18 protein-coding genes are annotated in these 18246 nt (G+C 52.7%); 9 read left to right on the top strand and 9 right to left on the bottom strand.

The features are described 5' to 3' along the window. Positions 1–54: 54 nt before the first annotated feature. The 5 genes from QZF50_RS10410 to QZF50_RS10390 form a co-directional block, all read right to left on the bottom strand. A complete protein-coding gene (locus QZF50_RS10410; protein WP_000383096.1) occupies positions 55–294 on the bottom strand; it encodes a DUF2542 family protein in 240 nt (79 codons plus the stop codon). Positions 295–296: 2 nt separating this feature from the next. After that, complete coding sequence (sanA, locus tag QZF50_RS10405; RefSeq protein ID WP_000920064.1) at positions 297–1016, bottom strand: outer membrane permeability protein SanA; 720 nt, start codon at positions 1014–1016, stop codon at positions 297–299. 149 nt (positions 1017–1165) lie between these two features. Further along, positions 1166–2050 carry a cytidine deaminase gene (cdd, locus tag QZF50_RS10400; RefSeq protein WP_000553555.1) on the bottom strand — a complete coding sequence of 295 codons (885 nt, stop codon included), beginning with the start codon at positions 2048–2050 and terminating at the stop codon, positions 1166–1168. Between the two features lie 130 nt (positions 2051–2180). Next, positions 2181–2876, bottom strand: coding sequence for a CidB/LrgB family autolysis modulator (locus tag QZF50_RS10395; protein WP_000968208.1), 696 nt, complete (start codon positions 2874–2876; stop codon positions 2181–2183). Then, positions 2873–3271, bottom strand: a complete 399-nt coding sequence (locus QZF50_RS10390; RefSeq protein ID WP_001299855.1) for a CidA/LrgA family protein — start codon at positions 3269–3271, stop codon at positions 2873–2875. Before QZF50_RS10390 ends, QZF50_RS10395 begins: the two co-directional genes overlap by 4 nt. Positions 3272–3509: 238 nt before the next feature. On the opposite strand from QZF50_RS10390, the gene dusC reads away from it, so the two are divergent. Next, complete coding sequence (gene dusC, locus QZF50_RS10385) at positions 3510–4457, top strand: tRNA dihydrouridine(16) synthase DusC (protein ID WP_001264873.1); 948 nt, start codon at positions 3510–3512, stop codon at positions 4455–4457. A 372-nt stretch (positions 4458–4829) separates the two neighbouring features. Here the strand turns inward: dusC and yohP are convergent, their stop codons facing one another. Continuing rightward, complete coding sequence (gene yohP, locus QZF50_RS10380) at positions 4830–4913, bottom strand: small membrane protein YohP (RefSeq protein ID WP_000691708.1); 84 nt, start codon at positions 4911–4913, stop codon at positions 4830–4832. A 223-nt stretch (positions 4914–5136) separates the two neighbouring features. Here yohP and mdtQ point away from each other — a divergent pair, with 223 nt between their 5' ends. After that, a complete protein-coding gene (gene mdtQ, locus QZF50_RS10375) occupies positions 5137–6573 on the top strand; it encodes a multidrug resistance outer membrane protein MdtQ (protein WP_001078114.1) in 1437 nt (478 codons plus the stop codon). Positions 6574–6625: 52 nt separating this feature from the next. Continuing rightward, positions 6626–7387, top strand: a complete 762-nt coding sequence (locus QZF50_RS10370) for an SDR family oxidoreductase (protein ID WP_000079526.1) — start codon at positions 6626–6628, stop codon at positions 7385–7387. A gap of 129 nt (positions 7388–7516) precedes the next feature. Here QZF50_RS10370 and QZF50_RS10365 read toward each other — a convergent pair whose 3' ends face one another. Further along, positions 7517–8095, bottom strand: a complete 579-nt coding sequence (locus tag QZF50_RS10365; RefSeq protein ID WP_001296821.1) for a DedA family protein — start codon at positions 8093–8095, stop codon at positions 7517–7519. Between the two features lie 169 nt (positions 8096–8264). Between QZF50_RS10365 and QZF50_RS10360 the strand changes: the two genes are divergently transcribed. Next, positions 8265–8852, top strand: coding sequence for a Yip1 family protein (locus QZF50_RS10360; RefSeq protein ID WP_001295454.1), 588 nt, complete (start codon positions 8265–8267; stop codon positions 8850–8852). Positions 8853–9025: 173 nt separating this feature from the next. Continuing rightward, the gene (gene pbpG, locus QZF50_RS10355) at positions 9026–9958 is read left to right on the top strand and encodes a D-alanyl-D-alanine endopeptidase (RefSeq protein ID WP_001295432.1); all 933 of its coding nucleotides are present in this window, start codon (positions 9026–9028) and stop codon (positions 9956–9958) included. 37 nt (positions 9959–9995) lie between these two features. On the opposite strand, the gene dld is transcribed toward pbpG, so the two are convergent. Next, complete coding sequence (gene dld, locus QZF50_RS10350; protein ID WP_000097369.1) at positions 9996–11711, bottom strand: D-lactate dehydrogenase; 1716 nt, start codon at positions 11709–11711, stop codon at positions 9996–9998. A gap of 195 nt (positions 11712–11906) precedes the next feature. Here dld and bglX point away from each other — a divergent pair, with 195 nt between their 5' ends. Next, positions 11907–14204 carry a beta-glucosidase BglX gene (gene bglX / locus QZF50_RS10345; protein ID WP_000871517.1) on the top strand — a complete coding sequence of 766 codons (2298 nt, stop codon included), beginning with the start codon at positions 11907–11909 and terminating at the stop codon, positions 14202–14204. Between the two features lie 323 nt (positions 14205–14527). On the opposite strand, the gene QZF50_RS10340 is transcribed toward bglX, so the two are convergent. Continuing rightward, positions 14528–15232, bottom strand: a complete 705-nt coding sequence (locus QZF50_RS10340) for an IS6-like element IS26 family transposase (protein ID WP_001067856.1) — start codon at positions 15230–15232, stop codon at positions 14528–14530. A gap of 58 nt (positions 15233–15290) precedes the next feature. Between QZF50_RS10340 and osmF the strand changes: the two genes are divergently transcribed. From osmF to yehX, 3 genes are read left to right on the top strand one after another with little or no spacing between them, the layout of a single operon-like run. Next, positions 15291–16160 (top strand): glycine betaine ABC transporter substrate-binding protein OsmF, encoded by an 870-nt coding sequence (osmF, locus tag QZF50_RS10335; RefSeq protein WP_290376432.1) that lies wholly within the window; start codon positions 15291–15293, stop codon positions 16158–16160. A 6-nt stretch (positions 16161–16166) separates the two neighbouring features. Next, a complete protein-coding gene (yehY, locus tag QZF50_RS10330; protein ID WP_001471852.1) occupies positions 16167–17324 on the top strand; it encodes a glycine betaine ABC transporter permease YehY in 1158 nt (385 codons plus the stop codon). Further along, the gene (gene yehX / locus QZF50_RS10325) at positions 17317–18243 is read left to right on the top strand and encodes a glycine betaine ABC transporter ATP binding protein YehX (RefSeq protein ID WP_001748561.1); all 927 of its coding nucleotides are present in this window, start codon (positions 17317–17319) and stop codon (positions 18241–18243) included. The genes yehY and yehX overlap by 8 nt, the downstream gene beginning before the upstream one ends. The last annotated feature ends 3 nt before the right edge of the window (positions 18244–18246 follow it).

The raw sequence follows: 18246 nt of genomic DNA, 5'->3' as shown, positions 1-18246 counted from the left end.
GCTTATTGAGTGAAGTAATAATTATTCTCAATAATTAACAGAAAAGAGAAAATATTAACGATAGAAAATAAGATAAACAATCATGCCGATAGATAAAATTCCGAAGCCGATATATGCCACCATATAAGCGAAAAAGAGTCCGGGATTTTTTGCTCGCCAGACATACACCGGTTCCGGTGCATTTTTAACCCGTTTATCAATCGCGCCTGCGCGCCAGCCTTTCCATGCTTCGCGGAAACAAAATATCGGAATAAGGAAAAAAACGGCAACGACAAAAAACTGCTGTACATCCATAACTACTTTCCTTGTTTCTTTTGTAATTCAAGTAACTGTTCGGGTGTGACGGCGGGATACCCCTGCGCATCTTCCGGCACCTGGTGCATAGCCGGAATAGGGACCAGCGGCCCTAAAAAACGCGGTTCACGTTTAAAAATATAAAGGTCAGCCAGCGCACCGAAACGGGCGGCAAATTCGCGAATACGTACTGACAGCATATCTTTCGGTGACGGTACGGCATAACACTGAGCCTGAATCCCCATATGCAGCGCAATAAATAATGCCCGCTCACAGTGGAAACGTTGGGTGATAATAATGAAATCATTAGTATCGAAAACTTTGCGTGTACGCACGATGGAATCCAGCGTACGAAAGCCTGCGTAATCGAGAACAATATCTGATGGGTCGACACCAGCAGCGATTAAATCTTTGCGCATGGTCATCGGCTCATTATAACTTTGCAATGCGTTATCGCCGCTCAGTAATAGATAATTTACCTTACCGCTGTTATAGGCATTAATCGCTCCTTGAATGCGGTAGCGATAATACTGATTAATTACGCCAGTACGATAATATTTTGCTGTTCCGAGCACCACACCGACCTGGCGGTAGGGGAGATCCTGCAATTCGTCGTAGATATAAGGCGCGGTTTTCCAGCTCATCCAGCGATCGAGGCCGAGCACAGTCAACAGCAGCAAGCCGATCAGGACTAACAGGCTGAGGAACACGCGCTTTAACATGCAGGAGACTCGATCTAAGGAAAATTTCCATCAGGCTACTTTACCCGCTGGTTTTGCGCAAGAAACGGCAAACTGTTTGCCGGGAATTTCGACACCAGGAGAGGGCTGGCAAGCCGGACAAGGCGTTCACGCCGCATCCGGCACCAGGCTTAAGCGAGAAGCACTCGGTCGATACTGTGACAGCCGAGAGCTTTCAGCGTTGCGGAGGTGGCATCCCACTGAATCAACGGCGCATCGGCTTTTTCTGCCAGAACCGCGCGCTGGATATCCGGGTAATCATAACCCTTGAGATTCAACAGAATTAACGCTCCCTGCAACGGTGGCAGAGTCGGGTTGAATGCGGCGTTTTCAGCGTAGCTGCCACTGAAAATACGACCGTCTTTACATTCCAGCGCGACACCGCTTGGCGACTTACTGTAAGGCATGTGCGAACGGTTTGCCGCTGCAATCGCCGCCTGAGAAAGCGCATCACCAGTCAGCGCATAGCCGTGATCCTGCTCGTCCATCAGCAGCGTTTTAATCTCCAGATCTTTCGGCCCAAAGGCATCCGGCAGATAGTCACGCAGCGCGTGTGCCTCGCGGCCCGGCAGATGAATACGCAGATCCAGACCGCTGTTCAGTTCATTCATAAACTGACGGCAGTGACCACAAGGCGTGTAGTTAACGGTGATGGCTGCAAGCGCTTTTTCACCACTCAACCAGGCGTGGCTGATCGCGCTTTGTTCGGCATGAACGGTTTGCTGCATTGTCGCACCAATAAATTCCATATTGGCACCGAAATACCAGGTTCCGCTCACACCGCGCGCAATTGCGCCAACATTAAAATTCGACAATGGCGTACGCGCACAGGCCGCCGCCAGCGGAAGTAGTGCGAATGCCAGCGCGTCTTCGTCCAGCCCCGTTGCGCTCTTCAGCGATGAGACTTGCTCCCCGGTCAACAAAGCGGGGAAGTACTTGTCTGCCAGAATAGGTTCCAGTGCAGATTGCAAGTTATCCGCAAGTTGGGCAAAAGCGGTTTGAAAACGTGGATGCATGGCGTTGCCTCATAATCATGTAATGGGATAACAGTTTACGAACCCGTTATGGCTTTATATGTGATCTGAATCTCATTAATTATGCAACGCGTGAAACTTACATCAAAAATGCGCGACGCATCGCAAATTTTTAGCCCATTACTGCCAGAATAATCGGGAAAAGGAACGGTGCGATCAGCGAAGTAATTATCCCGCATAACACCAGCGCTAGCGAACTAAATGCACCTTCCTGATAATCCAGCTCGGCGCAGCGCGCCGTACCGAGGGCGTGCGAGGCAGTCCCCATTGCCAGACCGCGCGCAGCTTTGGTACGAATACGCATCGCATTAAGCAATGTATGGCCAAATACCGCGCCGAGGATGCCGACGAAAATCACGCAAACTGCGCTGATTGCCGGAATACCGCCAATACTGCCGCCAACCGCCATTGCAATAGGCGTGGTGACTGATTTCGGCAGGATTGACGCGGCGATTTCCGGTGAAGCGCCCATCAACAATGCCACGGAAGTCCCCGTCACCATCGCAACCACGCTGCCGATAAAACAGATGGTGATGATCGATTTCCAGCGCGCGCGGATCTGGTGTAGCTGCTCATATAAAGGATAGGCCAGCGCGACGACCGCCGGTTGCAGCAGATCGTTTAGCACTTCGCTACCTTTAAAGTAGCTGTCGTAAGAGATGCCGGTCAGCATTAAAAAAGGAATGATCACCACCATTGCTACCAGCAACGGGTTAAGCAGGGGAAACTTATACCGTGCCGCCAGTTTGCGGGCGGCAAAAAAGACAATCAACGTCAGCGGTAATGACCACCAGATATTCGCCATCATTCTTCTGATCCTTTCTGACCTACGACTTTACGTTCACCGTGTACCAGTTGCGAACTCCAGCTCACCACCAGAAAAACCACCAGCGTACTGATTGCACAGGAAACCACTACCGGGCCAAACTGTGCGCGGAGCAAATCAAAATATTGCATGACGCCTACGCCAATCGGCACAAACAATAGCGCCATATAGCGAATCAGTACGTAGCACCCCGGATTGACCCATTTCGCCGGAAGAATTTGCAAGGCCAGCAGGACAAACAGGATCAGCATCCCGATGATGCTGCCCGGAATGGTTACCGGTAGCAGGGAAGCAATGAAAATGCCTGCATACAGGCAGGCATAAATCAGGACGAAAGCGCGTAAATATTGCCAGATAATGTTCAGTGTCTTACTCATAATCAACACCCCAGATGAGATGGATTCATCATACAATTAATTCGTAAAACGTGCTACCGATCACATTAAGAAATCAGCGCTTATTTTTTCGCTCCCCGGTATTACGCAATGAGCAGCGAACTCAGGCATACATCAAGCATAGAGAGGGATTGCAGTTTGCAGCAATCCCTCTTTGCAGACCTTTAATCCGTTGACCATAGGCGCTAACATAGCGCCTCATTTTTTTGCGGGTGATGATATGCGTGTGTTACTGGCACCGATGGAGGGAGTGCTTGACTCTCTGGTGCGTGAATTGCTGACCGAAGTTAACGACTACGATCTGTGCATCACCGAGTTTGTCCGCGTGGTGGATCAACTGCTGCCGGTAAAAGTCTTTCATCGCATTTGCCCTGAGCTACAAAACGCCAGCCGGACACCATCTGGTACGCTGGTGCGCGTGCAGTTGTTAGGTCAGTTCCCACAATGGCTGGCAGAGAACGCCGCCCGTGCGGTGGAGTTAGGTTCCTGGGGCGTGGATCTCAATTGCGGCTGCCCGTCGAAAACGGTCAACGGTAGCGGTGGTGGGGCGACGTTACTCAAAGATCCTGAACTCATCTACCAGGGTGCAAAAGCGATGCGTGAAGCTGTACCGGCGCATTTGCCCGTCAGCGTGAAAGTGCGTCTGGGCTGGGACAGCGGTGAGAAGAAATTTGAAATCGCCGATGCGGTTCAACAGGCTGGTGCTACGGAGCTGGTGGTGCATGGACGGACAAAAGAGCAGGGTTACCGCGCGGAGCATATTGACTGGCAGGCGATTGGCGAGATTCGCCAGCGGCTGAATATTCCGGTGATTGCCAACGGTGAAATCTGGGACTGGCAGAGTGCGCAACAATGTATGGCGATCAGCGGCTGCGACGCAGTGATGATTGGTCGCGGGGCGCTCAATATTCCCAACCTGAGCCGGGTGGTAAAATATAACGAACCGCGAATGCCGTGGCCGGAGGTGGTTGCTTTGCTGCAAAAATATACCCGTCTGGAAAAGCAGGGCGATACCGGGTTATATCACGTTGCGCGGATTAAACAGTGGTTGAGTTATTTGCGTAAAGAATACGATGAAGCAACGGAATTATTTCAGCATGTTCGGGTGTTGAATAATTCCCCTGATATTGCAAGGGCTATTCAGGCAATTGATATCGAGAAACTCTAAAAAACCATAGTGATGTTTTTTGACAATGTGTTAGCTCTTTATCAATAGGCCGCACGGTTGTTTGGTGGCGTCAAAATTGCCGAGGCGTTCCCTGAAGGCCGGGGCAGCCCACATGGATGTGGGCTGAGGGCGCGTTTTACAGGGATGTTACCTCGCGCCCGACCCGGTAGCCGTAAGGGATAAGCCGAGGGCACCGCGCAGCGGCGATTTTGTTCGCCAGAGCCCGGGGGTGCAGGGGGCGGCGGCGATTGGCCGCCCCCTGCGCGCTCCTTGCGCCAGTGATTATATGAAGCAATGCACATGACAGGAGCGCAACAGGATGAGAGACTGAAATATTCTCGTTATTTTCGGACCTGATGACATTAATTAATTTTAAAATATCATCTTAAATACGCCAGTCACCACCAGTAGCCCAATCAGGAAAATAATCAATACAGCCCAGAGTATAATTTTCATTGGCGTTCCTTTATTTGTGAGTGCTGAATAAGTATAGGAAAAAACGAAGCCCTTTGCCGTTATCCATAAACGATTAAGATAAATCGGAAGATATCATTCACTTAGTGTATATTTTTCTGGATATGTCGTTTTATTGCTACTGATGTATTGCCACGCGAAACTAAAAAATATATCGCAACACACGGTAATCTCCGCGCACCTTTTCTTACCTGATTATTCCCCCATGAATCGTGATTCCTTTTATCCCGCCATCGCCTGTTTTCCGCTGTTACTGATGCTGGCCGGGTGTGCGCCTATGCATGAAACCCGCCAGGCGTTAAGCCAGCAAACGCCCGCTGCACAAGTTGACACCGCATTACCCACGGCGCTGAAAAATGGTTGGCCAGACAGCCAATGGTGGCTGGAGTATCACGATAATCAACTCACTTCCTTAATTAACAATGCACTACAGAACGCACCGGATATGCAGGTGGCTGAACAGCGCATTCAGCTAGCTGAAGCCCAGGCGAAGGCAATTGCTACTCAGGATGGTCCGCAGATCGACTTTTCTGCGGATATGGAGCGGCAAAAAATGTCGGCAGAAGGCTTAATGGGGCCGTTTGCTCTGAACGATCCGGCCGCAGGTACGACCGGTCCGTGGTACACCAACGGAACTTTTGGCTTAACGGCGGGCTGGCATCTCGATATCTGGGGAAAGAATCGGGCGGAGGTTACTGCCCGCCTGGGTACGGTTAAAGCACGGGCGGCGGAACGCGAGCAAACCCGCCAATTGCTGGCTGGCAGCGTAGCCCGCCTGTACTGGGAGTGGCAAACCCAGGCGGCGTTAAACACGGTCTTGCAGCAAATAGAAAAAGAGCAGAACACCATTATCGCGACCGATCGCCAGCTATATCAGAACGGGATTACTTCTTCAGTTGAAGGTGTGGAAACCGATATTAATGCCAGCAAAACCCGGCAGCAGCTCAACGATGTCGCGGGGAAAATGAAAATTATTGAGGCACGGTTAAGCGCACTTACAAATAACCAGACAAAGTCATTGAAGCTTAAACCGGTCGCGTTGCCGAAAGTGGCAAGCCAGCTTCCTGATGAACTGGGGTACTCCTTACTGGCCCGGCGGGCAGATTTGCAGGCGGCGCACTGGTACGTTGAGTCATCGCTAAGCACCATTGATGCGGCAAAAGCGGCATTTTATCCTGACATCAACCTGATGGCCTTCCTGCAACAGGATGCGTTGCACTTAAGCGATCTGTTCCGTCATTCCGCGCAGCAAATGGGCGTTACGGCAGGCCTGACGCTACCCATTTTCGATAGTGGTCGTCTTAACGCCAATCTCGATATCGCAAAAGCCGAAAGCAACTTGTCTATCGCCAGCTACAACAAAGCGGTGGTTGAAGCGGTGAATGACGTGGCGCGGGCAGCCAGTCAGGTTCAGACACTTGCGGAGAAAAACCAGCATCAGGCGCAAATTGAGCGCGATGCCTTGCGTGTGGTAGGTCTTGCGCAGGCGCGCTTTAACGCGGGCATCATTGCTGGTTCCCGCGTCAGCGAAGCCAGAATCCCCGCGCTGCGTGAGCGGGCCAATGGCCTGTTATTGCAAGGGCAGTGGCTGGATGCTTCCATTCAACTCACTGGTGCGTTGGGCGGGGGTTACAAACGCTGATGATATGCGCCTTCTATACTTAACGTTTATTCAGCGTTAAGTGGAGAACTCGATGGCACAGGTTGCGATTATTACCGCCTCCGATTCGGGGATCGGCAAAGAGTGCGCGTTATTACTGGCGCAGCAGGGGTTTGATATTGGCATTACCTGGCACTCAGATGAAGAAGGGGCAAAAGATACCGCGCGTGAGGTAGTTAGCCACGGCGTACGTGCGGAGATCGTGCAGCTGGATCTCGGTAAACTGCCAGAAGGTGCGCAGGCGCTGGAGAAACTCATTCAACGGCTGGGGCGTATTGATGTGCTGGTGAATAATGCGGGCGCAATGACCAAAGCGCCGTTTCTTGATATGGCTTTCGATGAGTGGCGCAAGATTTTTACCGTTGATGTCGATGGTGCATTTTTATGCTCACAAATTGCGGCCCGCCAGATGGTGAAACAAGGGCAGGGCGGTCGCATCATCAACATTACGTCGGTACATGAACATACGCCGCTGCCGGATGCCAGCGCTTACACAGCCGCTAAACATGCGCTCGGCGGGTTAACCAAAACGATGGCGCTGGAGCTGGTCAGGCATAAGATTTTGGTGAACGCAGTCGCGCCTGGGGCGATCGCCACGCCAATGAATGGCATGGATGACAGCGACGTGAAGCCCGACGCGGAGCCTTCGATTCCTCTGCGGCGTTTTGGCGCAACGCATGAGATTGCCAGCCTGGTAGCGTGGCTGTGCTCAGAGGGCGCAAATTACACCACCGGGCAGTCGTTGATAGTGGATGGCGGCTTTATGTTGGCGAATCCGCAGTTCAACCCAGAATAGCGCAGTGAGGTGCGTGGTTATTTCAATGGGTAAAATTTTGGTAGGCATGATAAGATGCACAAGCGTCGCATCAGGCATGGTGCACCGGATGTCGGATGCGGCGCGAACGCCTTACCCAGGGCAATGGTTTTACGCCTGATGATCCGGCTTTTTCTTCCCGCGCCGTTTCAGCCACCAGCGCACGCCCACCACCAGAACCACGACCAGAATCAACCAGACCCAGTGCTTCAAATGCTGGTCGAGATTGTGCAACCACGGCGCAATCACCTGACCACCAGCGTAACCAATAGTGGTAAAAATCAACGCCCAGGCAAATGCGCCGAGAATATTCAGCGGCAGAAAGATTTTCGGCGGCAGCTGGCTGGCACCAATCAGCGTCGGGCCAATCACCCGAAAGCCATACATAAAGCGCGTACCAATGACAAACAGATACGGATGGCGTTGGATAAGTTTCTGCGCCCGCTCAATTTTATCCTGATGTTTCGAGAAACGGCGTAACAGCTTGCCGCCAAACCGCCGCCCGCACAGATAGAGCACCTGGTCGCCAATCATGCCGCCAAGCGCCACAGAAAGTACCACCAGCGGGAACTTTAATAGCCCCTGATGCGCCGCAACGCCTCCCAGCAAAGTCACGGTTTCACCTTCCGCCAGGCTACCGATCACCAGCGCGGCATAACCATATTGTGAGATAAGTGTATTGAGATCCATAGGCCAGTCTGTCTCCCTTTGGTTGCCAGTAAGCATACACCCTGTGAATCATTCACGCTGAAAAAGGACGTTCATCAGACAGTGAAAATTACATGGGCGAACAAAAAATAATCACAAGCTGACTTATACTTGAACTGTCAGGTTCATGAACTCACAACAAGGGGGCGGTATGAGCCATGTCTGGGGACTGTTTTCCCATCCCGATCGTGAAATGCAGGTGATTAATCGCGAAAACGAAACGATTTCTCACCATTACACCCACCACGTTTTGCTGATGGCGGCGATTCCGGTGATTTGCGCCTTCATTGGCACTACACAGATTGGCTGGAATTTTGGCGATGGCACTATCCTGAAGTTATCCTGGTTTACCGGACTGGCGCTGGCTGTCCTGTTTTATGGCGTTATGCTGGCTGGGGTTGCGGTAATGGGGCGGGTCATCTGGTGGATGGCGCGTAATTATCCGCAGCGTCCGTCACTTGCGCACTGCATGGTCTTCGCGGGCTACGTTGCAACTCCGCTGTTTTTAAGCGGTCTGGTGGCGCTTTATCCGCTGGTCTGGTTGTGTGCGCTGGTCGGCACGGTGGCGCTGTTTTACACCGGCTACCTGCTTTACCTTGGTATTCCGAGCTTCCTGAATATCAACAAAGAGGAAGGCCTTAGCTTCTCTAGTTCGACGCTGGCGATTGGCGTGCTGGTACTGGAAGTGCTGCTCGCCCTAACCGTTATACTATGGGGCTACGGGTATCGCCTGTTCTAGAAAGTTCTTTGACGTTGCATTGCTGGCGTAAATGTCAGCAATGCAGCATTTCCTCACGATTCTCCTTTGACGATCGCACTTTTTGCTCGTTATGATGGCGTCGCTAGCCTCAGTAAATCCTTACTCCGGCGGTGCGCAACCCGTGCGCGTGAACCACTATCTGAATGCTCATCATGCCGAAATTTCGAGTTTCTTTATTTAGCCTGGCCCTGATGCTGGCTGTGCCTTTGGCACCGCAGGCCGTTGCGAAAACGGCAGCCGCTACCACCGCTTCACAACCGGAAATTGCCTCCGGTAGCGCGATGATTGTTGATCTGAATACCAACAAAGTGATCTATTCGAACCACCCGGATCTGGTGCGTCCGATTGCGTCTATCAGCAAATTAATGACCGCGATGGTTGTGCTGGATGCACGACTGCCGCTGGATGAAAAACTAAAAGTGGATATCAGCCAGACGCCGGAGATGAAAGGGGTCTATTCGCGCGTACGACTGAATAGCGAAATCAGCCGTAAAGATATGCTGTTGCTGGCGCTGATGTCTTCAGAAAACCGCGCGGCGGCAAGCCTTGCGCACCATTATCCCGGTGGTTACAAAGCCTTTATTAAGGCAATGAATGCGAAAGCGAAATCGCTCGGAATGAACAACACGCGCTTTGTTGAACCTACCGGATTGTCGGTGCATAACGTTTCAACTGCCCGTGACTTAACCAAACTGCTCATTGCCAGCAAACAATATCCGTTGATCGGGCAGTTAAGTACTACCCGGGAAGATATGGCAACCTTCTCTAACCCGACGTATACGCTGCCGTTCCGCAATACTAATCATCTGGTGTATCGCGATAACTGGAATATTCAGTTAACCAAAACCGGCTTTACCAATGCGGCGGGCCATTGTCTGGTGATGCGTACGGTTATCAATAATAAACCGGTGGCGCTGGTAGTGATGGACGCGTTTGGCAAATATACCCATTTTGCCGATGCCAGCCGCCTGCGTACCTGGATTGAAACCGGTAAAGTGATGCCTGTGCCGGCAGCAGCGTTGAGCTATAAAAAACAAAAAGCCGCCCAAATGGCGGCGGCGGGGCAGACGGCACAGAACGATTAAGTGAATTCGGATGGCGATACTCTGCCATCCGTAATTTTTACTCCACTTCCTGCCAGTTTTTCCGTTTACTGGTTTTACCGATCCCCGGATTCATGCTGTTGGTCGGATCGTTCTCGCGATAGAACTTCTGCAACGTCTCCGGTGCTTTATACAAATGACCGACGTTATGCTCGGCAGGGTACTGCGCGCCGCGCTGCTGTAGCAGTTCCAGCATCTGTTCTTTTAACGCATGCACATCCACGCCTTTTTTCACTATGTAATCCTGATGGAAGACATAGCACATAAAATGGCCGTAATAGAGCTTGTGCACCAGCTGGCTGTCGATCTCCGGCGGTAAATGCTCATACCACTCGGTGTCGTTACGCCGCAGAGCGATATCCAACGCCAGAATGTCTTCGACTTCATCGGAATGCACCGCCTGATAACGAATTGCTGCGCCCGCAGCGGCGAAACGGTGTAAAAACGCTTTGCTGCCTTCCTCCGGCGTACAGACAAAGAAATCGCCTTCGGCCTGTTTGAAATAATCCACCAACCACGATTTGGCTTCGCCCACGCCATCGCCCGCCATTTTTAACAGCAGATGATGCTCGTATTTATCGCGCCAGTTTTTCATGCGCGGCGGTAAATGGCTGGGGAACAGGTGACCGAATTTTTGCATCGCACGGTCAGTAAAATGCGGACGGAAGAATTTCACTTTCTCCAGCATCGCATCGGTGCGTCCCTTGAGATTAAAGAAGAACGGCATCTTGTCGGTGCCTAACTTATCAATCATCAGGAAGGTGTCTTTGCCGTATTTTTCCGCAATATCGTAGATATCCCGGTGCATATATTCCCCGGCCACCGGCAGATTTTCGAAGTTAGCCAGAATATGACGGCGGATTTCGGTCAGCACTTCCGGCTGGTTGGTGCCGATATAAAACACCTGCTGATTTTTTTCCGCTTCGAAGGTATCTAGACGTACCGCAAAGACGGCCAGCTTCCCGGCGCAACCAGAAGATTCAAATAACCGATCCGGATCGGCGTTATAACGTGCGGGCGTGTCGGCTTCAATATCACGAACGCGGTGGACATAGTCATAATCGTGGGCGTGACGACCATCGTGACGCACATCGTCATCTTTGATGCGATCATCATCCAGCTTGCTAAGGATCTGCTCCGGCGTTTCGCCCAGATCAATCCCCAGATGGTTCACCAGCGTCAGTTTGCCGTCTTCATTTATACGCGCGAATAACGACATTTCGGTATACGCCGGGCCACGTTGCACCAGCGAGCCGCCGGAGTTGTTACAAATACCGCCGATAACCGATGCGCCTATACACGACGATCCAATCACCGAGTGCGGTTCGCGTCCCAGCGGTTTGAGGGCTTTTTCCAGCGAATAGAGCGTGGTGCCCGGATAGGCCAGCACCTGTTCGCCCTTGCCAAGAACGTGCAGCTTGTCGAGACGCAGGGTGCTGATGATCACGATATCGCGATCATAGTCGTTACCGTTTGGCGTCGATCCTTCGGTCAGGCCTGTATTGGCAGCCTGCATCAGAATAATTTTGTCGGCGGTGACACAGGCTTTCAGCACCCGCCACAATTCCAGTAGTGAGCCAGGGAAAACGACAGCCAGCGCGTCGCCCTGACCAGAACGGAAGCCCTTGCGATAGCGGGCCGTTTTTGCGGGATCGGTGAGCAGGTGTGAATGACCGACCAGACGGGCAAGTTCATTCAAAAAGGCTTTATTATCAGTTGTTGTCATGGAAGACATTTTCCACTCCTTGTGGTGGCGAAAAAATATCACAAACTAGAATAGCGCCTTGTATGACAATTCAGCGAGTGAATATTTTGAAAATTCAGACAATAAACTGAGCATTCTTTTTCTCTCTCCATCATGCTTATGGCAAACTACGGTTTTTGCACCATTTTCGCTGCCTCGTCGGGCAACAGAGGAAGAAAAATCCATATGAAATGGCTATGTTCAGTAGGAATCGCGGTGAGTCTGGCCCTGCAGCCAGCACTGGCGGATGATTTATTCGGCAACCATCCATTAACGCCCGAAGCGCGGGATGCGTTCGTCACCGAACTGCTTAAGAAAATGACAGTTGATGAGAAAATTGGTCAGCTGCGCTTAATCAGCGTCGGCCCGGATAACCCGAAAGAGGCGATCCGCGAGATGATCAAAGACGGTCAGGTTGGGGCGATTTTCAACACCGTAACCCGTCAGGATATCCGCGCCATGCAGGATCAGGTGATGGAATTAAGCCGCCTGAAAATTCCTCTTTTCTTTGCTTACGACGTGCTGCACGGTCAGCGCACGGTGTTCCCGATTAGCCTCGGTCTGGCCTCGTCTTTTAACCTCGATGCAGTGAAAACGGTCGGACGTGTCTCTGCTTATGAAGCGGCAGATGATGGCCTGAATATGACCTGGGCACCGATGGTCGATGTCTCGCGCGATCCGCGCTGGGGACGTGCTTCCGAAGGTTTTGGCGAAGATACGTATCTCACCTCAACAATGGGTAAAACCATGGTGGAAGCGATGCAGGGTAAAAGCCCGGCAGATCGCTACTCGGTGATGACCAGCGTCAAACACTTTGCCGCATACGGCGCGGTAGAAGGCGGTAAAGAGTACAACACCGTCGATATGAGTCCGCAGCGCCTGTTTAATGATTATATGCCGCCGTACAAAGCGGGGCTGGACGCAGGCAGCGGCGCGGTGATGGTGGCGCTGAACTCGCTGAACGGCACGCCAGCCACCTCCGATTCCTGGCTGCTGAAAGATGTTCTGCGCGACCAGTGGGGCTTTAAAGGCATCACCGTTTCCGATCACGGTGCAATCAAAGAGCTGATTAAACATGGCACGGCGGCAGACCCGGAAGATGCGGTGCGCGTGGCGCTGAAATCCGGAATCAACATGAGTATGAGCGACGAGTATTACTCGAAGTATCTGCCTGGGTTGATCAAATCCGGCAAAGTGACGATGGAAGAGCTGGACGATGCTGCCCGCCATGTACTGAACGTTAAATATGATATGGGATTGTTTAACGACCCATACAGCCATTTGGGGCCGAAAGAGTCTGACCCGGTGGATACCAATGCCGAAAGCCGCCTGCACCGTAAAGAAGCGCGTGAAGTGGCGCGCGAAAGCCTGGTGTTGCTGAAAAACCGTCTCGAAACGTTACCGCTGAAAAAATCGGCCACCATTGCGGTGGTTGGGCCACTGGCGGACAGTAAACGTGACGTGATGGGCAGCTGGTCCGCAGCCGGTGTTGCCGATCAATCCGTGACCGTACTGACCGGGATTAAAAATTCCGTCGGTGAAAACGGTAAAGTGCTGTATGCCAAAGGGGCGAACGTTACCAGTGACAAAGGCATTATCGATTTCCTGAATCAGTATGAAGAAGCGGTCAAAGTCGATCCGCGTTCGCCGCAAGAGATGATTGATGAAGCGGTGCAGACGGCGAAACAATCTGATGTGGTGGTGGCTGTAGTCGGTGAAGCACAGGGGATGGCGCACGAAGCCTCCAGCCGGACCGATATCACTATTCCGCAAAGCCAACGTGACTTGATTGCGGCGCTGAAAGCCACCGGTAAACCGCTGGTGCTGGTGCTGATGAACGGGCGTCCGCTGGCGCTGGTGAAAGAAGATCAGCAGGCTGATGCGATTCTGGAAACCTGGTTTGCGGGGACTGAAGGCGGTAATGCAATTGCCGATGTATTGTTTGGCGATTACAACCCGTCCGGCAAGCTGCCAATGTCCTTCCCGCGTTCTGTCGGGCAGATCCCGGTGTACTACAGCCATCTGAATACCGGTCGCCCGTATAATGCCGACAAGCCGAACAAATACACTTCGCGTTATTTTGATGAAGCTAACGGGGCGTTGTATCCGTTCGGCTATGGGCTGAGCTACACCACTTTCACCGTCTCTGATGTGAAACTTTCTGCGCCGACCATGAAGCGTGACGGCAAAGTGACTGCCAGCGTGCAGGTGACGAACACCGGTAAGCGCGAGGGGGCCACGGTAGTGCAGATGTACTTGCAGGATGTGACGGCTTCCATGAGTCGCCCTGTGAAACAGCTGAAAGGCTTTGAGAAAATCACCCTGAAACCGGGCGAAACTCAGACTGTCAGCTTCCCGATCGATATTGAGGCGCTGAAGTTCTGGAATCAACAGATGAAATATGACGCCGAGCCTGGCAAGTTCAATGTATTTATCGGCACTGATTCCGCACGCGTTAAGAAAGGCGAGTTTGAGTTGCTGTAATGCTTTAGTAAGGGCGCGACGTTTGCGCCCTTTGTAGGCCGGATAAGGCGCTCGCGCCGCATCCGGCAGGAAACGCCGGACCGAATATGCCTCTTAAGTATTTATCTGATTCTGCAACTGAATCCTTCCGCTCAAGCTAACCCCGCCATTATCAACTATGCTTTTCTCTTAATTCGCTGAAAACAACAGTAAAAGAATGAGGAAAGCATCATGCCACTCTTAAAGCTCTGGGCAGGTTCACTGGTTATGTTGGCAGCCGTGAGCCTGCCGCGGCACTGTTGCAAAGTTAGCGATGAGGCAGCCTTTTGTCTTATTCAAAGGCCTTACGTTTCAAAAACTCTGCTTACCAGGCGCATTTCGCCCAGGGGATCACCATAATAAAATGCTGAGGCCTGGCCTTTGCGTAGTGCACGCATCACCTCAATACCTTTGATGGTGGCGTAAGCCGTCTTCATGGATTTAAATCCCAGCGTGGCGCCGATTATCCGTTTCAGTTTGCCATGATCGCATTCAATCACGTTGTTCCGGTACTTAATCTGTCGGTGTTCAACGTCAGACGGGCACCGGCCTTCGCGTTTGAGCAGAGCAAGCGCGCGACCATAGGCGGGCGCTTTATCCGTGTTGATGAATCGCGGGATCTGCCACTTCTTCACGTTGTTGAGGATTTTACCCAGAAACCGGTATGCAGCTTTGCTGTTACGACGGGAGGAGAGATAAAAATCGACAGTGCGGCCCCGGCTGTCGACGGCCCGGTACAGATACGCCCAGCGGCCATTGACCTTCACGTAGGTTTCATCCATGTGCCACGGGCAAAGATCGGAAGGGTTACGCCAGTACCAGCGCAGCCGTTTTTCCATTTCAGGCGCATAACGCTGAACCCAGCGGTAAATCGTGGAGTGATCGACATTCACTCCGCGTTCAGCCAGCATCTCCTGCAGCTCACGGTAACTGATGCCGTATTTGCAGTACCAGCGTACGGCCCACAGAATGATGTCACGCTGAAAATGCCGGCCTTTGAATGGGTTCATGTGCAGCTCCATCAGCAAAAGGGGATGATAAGTTTATCACCACCGACTATTTGCAACAGTGCCCCTGCCGCTACAGGCGGCTTCCCCCGTTAAAGTCGGTTCAAAAATCGATACCGAAGGTGCGCTACTCGGCAATATCATTTTGCAGGTGCTGGAAAGCCACGGCGTACCGACGGTGAATAAAGTGCAACTCGGAACGACTCCTGTGGTGCGCGGGGCGATTACTTCCGGTGAACTGGATATCTATCCGGAATATACCGGCAATGGCGCTTTCTTCTTTAAAGATGAAAACGATGCAGCGTGGAAAAACGCGCAGCAAGGTTACGAGAAAGTCAAAAAGCTCGATTCGGAGCACAACAAGTTAATCTGGCTGACGCCCGCGCCTGCAAATAACACCTGGACTATCGCCGTGCGTCAGGATGTGGCAGAGAAAAATAAACTCACTTCGCTTGCCGACCTGAGTCGTTATCTGCAAGAGGGCGGCACCTTCAAACTGGCAGCCTCGGCAGAGTTTATCGAACGCGCCGATGCGTTACCCGCGTTTGAAAAAGCCTATGGCTTTAAGCTCGGTCAGGATCAGTTGCTGTCACTGGCTGGTGGCGACACGGCGGTGACGATCAAAGCCGCTGCCCAGCAAACCTCTGGCGTTAATGCTGCAATGGCTTACGGCACTGACGGCCCGGTAGCGGCGCTGGGGCTGCAAACCTTAAGCGATCCGCAAGGTGTGCAACCTATCTACGCGCCTGCACCAGTGGTGCGTGAGTCGGTGTTGAAGGAGTATCCGCAAATGGCACAGTGGCTACAGCCAGTCTTCGCCAGCCTCGATGCAAAAACATTGCAGCAACTGAATGCCAGCATTGCTGTGGAAGGACTGGATGCCAAAAAAGTGGCTGCCGACTACCTGAAACAAAAAGGGTGGACGAAGTAATTTCCCGTGACTTATTTCCGTATTAATCCTGTTCTGGCGCTGCTGCTGTTGCTGACGGCAATCGCAGCGGCGCTGCCGTTTATCAGTTACGCGCCTAATCGTTTAGTTTCGGGTGAGGGGCGTCATCTCTGGCAGCTGTGGCCGCAAACGATCTGGATGCTGGTGGGCGTTGGTTGCGCCTGGCTGACGGCCTGTTTTATTCCCGGTAAAAAAGGCAGCATTTGTGCACTCATTCTGGCGCAATTCGTCTTCGTATTGCTGGTGTGGGGCGCGGGAAAGGCGGCGACACAACTGGCGCAAAATGGCAGTGCGCTGGCGCGTACCAGCCTCGGCAGTGGTTTCTGGCTGGCTGCGGCGCTGGCATTGCTGGCCTGTAGCGATGCCATCCGCCGAATCTCCACGCATCCGCTGTGGCGCTGGTTGTTGCATATGCAGATTGCCATTATTCCGCTGTGGTTGCTGTACTCCGGCACGCTTAACGATCTCTCGCTAATGAAAGAATACGCCAACCGTCAGGATGTGTTTGACGACGCGCTGGCACAACATCTGACGTTGCTGTTTGGTGCGGTGCTGCCTGCGTTAGTGATTGGTGTGCCGTTGGGCATCTGGTGCTACTTTTCCACTGCGCGGCAGGGGGCAATTTTTTCTCTGCTCAATGTCATTCAGACCGTGCCTTCGGTGGCGCTCTTTGGCCTGTTGATTGCGCCGCTTGCCGCGCTGGTGACGGCCTTTCCGTGGCTGGGGAAGCTCGGCATAGCAGGAACCGGAATGACACCCGCACTGATTGCGCTGGTGCTCTATGCCTTGCTGCCGCTGGTGCGCGGCGTGGTAGTAGGCTTGAACCAGATCCCGCGCGATGTGCTGGAGAGCGCCAGAGCGATGGGGATGAGCGGGGCGCAGCGATTCCTGCATGTTCAGTTACCGCTGGCGTTACCGGTATTTCTGCGCAGCCTGCGGGTGGTGATGGTGCAAACTGTAGGTATGGCGGTGATTGCGGCGTTAATCGGCGCAGGCGGTTTTGGTGCGCTGGTTTTCCAGGGGCTGCTAAGCAGCGCCATTGATTTAGTGTTGCTGGGGGTGATCCCGGTAATTGTTCTGGCGGTGCTGATCGATGCCCTGTTCGATTTGCTTATCGCACTGCTGAAGGTGAAACGTAATGATTGAATTTAGCCATGTCAGCAAACTGTTTGGCGCACAAAAAGCCGTTAACGATCTTAATCTCAATTTTCAGGAAGGGAGTTTTTCGGTGCTGATTGGCACATCTGGCTCCGGCAAATCCACCACCTTGAAAATGATTAACCGCCTGGTGGAACATGACAGCGGCGTGATCCGCTTTGCCGGAGAAGAAATTCGCTCGCTGCCAGTACTGGAGTTGCGCCGCCGGATGGGCTATGCCATTCAATCTATTGGCCTGTTCCCCCACTGGAGCGTGGCGCAAAACATCGCTACCGTGCCGCAATTACAAAAATGGTCGCGGGCACGGATTGACGATCGTATCGACGAATTAATGACGCTACTGGGGCTGGAGTCAAATTTGCGTGAGCGTTATCCGCATCAGCTTTCCGGTGGTCAGCAGCAACGTGTGGGAGTGGCGCGCGCACTGGCTGCCGATCCGCAAGTCTTACTGATGGATGAACCTTTTGGCGCACTGGACCCGGTAACGCGCGGCGCGTTGCAACAAGAGATGACGCGCATTCACCGTTTGCTGGGGCGCACTATTGTGCTGGTCACTCATGATATTGATGAGGCGCTAAGGCTGGCAGAACATCTGGTATTGATGGATCACGGTGAAGTGGTGCAGCAGGGGAATCCGCTGACGATGCTGACTCGTCCGGCGAATGATTTTGTCCGCCAGTTTTTTGGACGTAGTGAACTGGGGGTGCGCCTGCTTTCGTTACGTAGTGTGGCGGATTACGTGCGTCGCGAAGAACGGGCAGAAGGTGAGGCACTGGCAGAAGAGATGACGCTACGCGATGCGCTCTCCCTGTTTGTCGCGCGGGGATGCGAGGTGCTGCCGGTGGTGAACACGCAGGGCCAGCCTTGCGGCACGCTGCATTTTCAGGATCTGCTGGAGGAGGCGTAAGCT

The organism is uncultured Escherichia sp. (assembly GCF_948475835.1).
GTDB lineage: Bacteria > Pseudomonadota > Gammaproteobacteria > Enterobacterales > Enterobacteriaceae > ECMA0423.
This window is presented reverse-complemented; position numbering and strand designations above follow the sequence as displayed.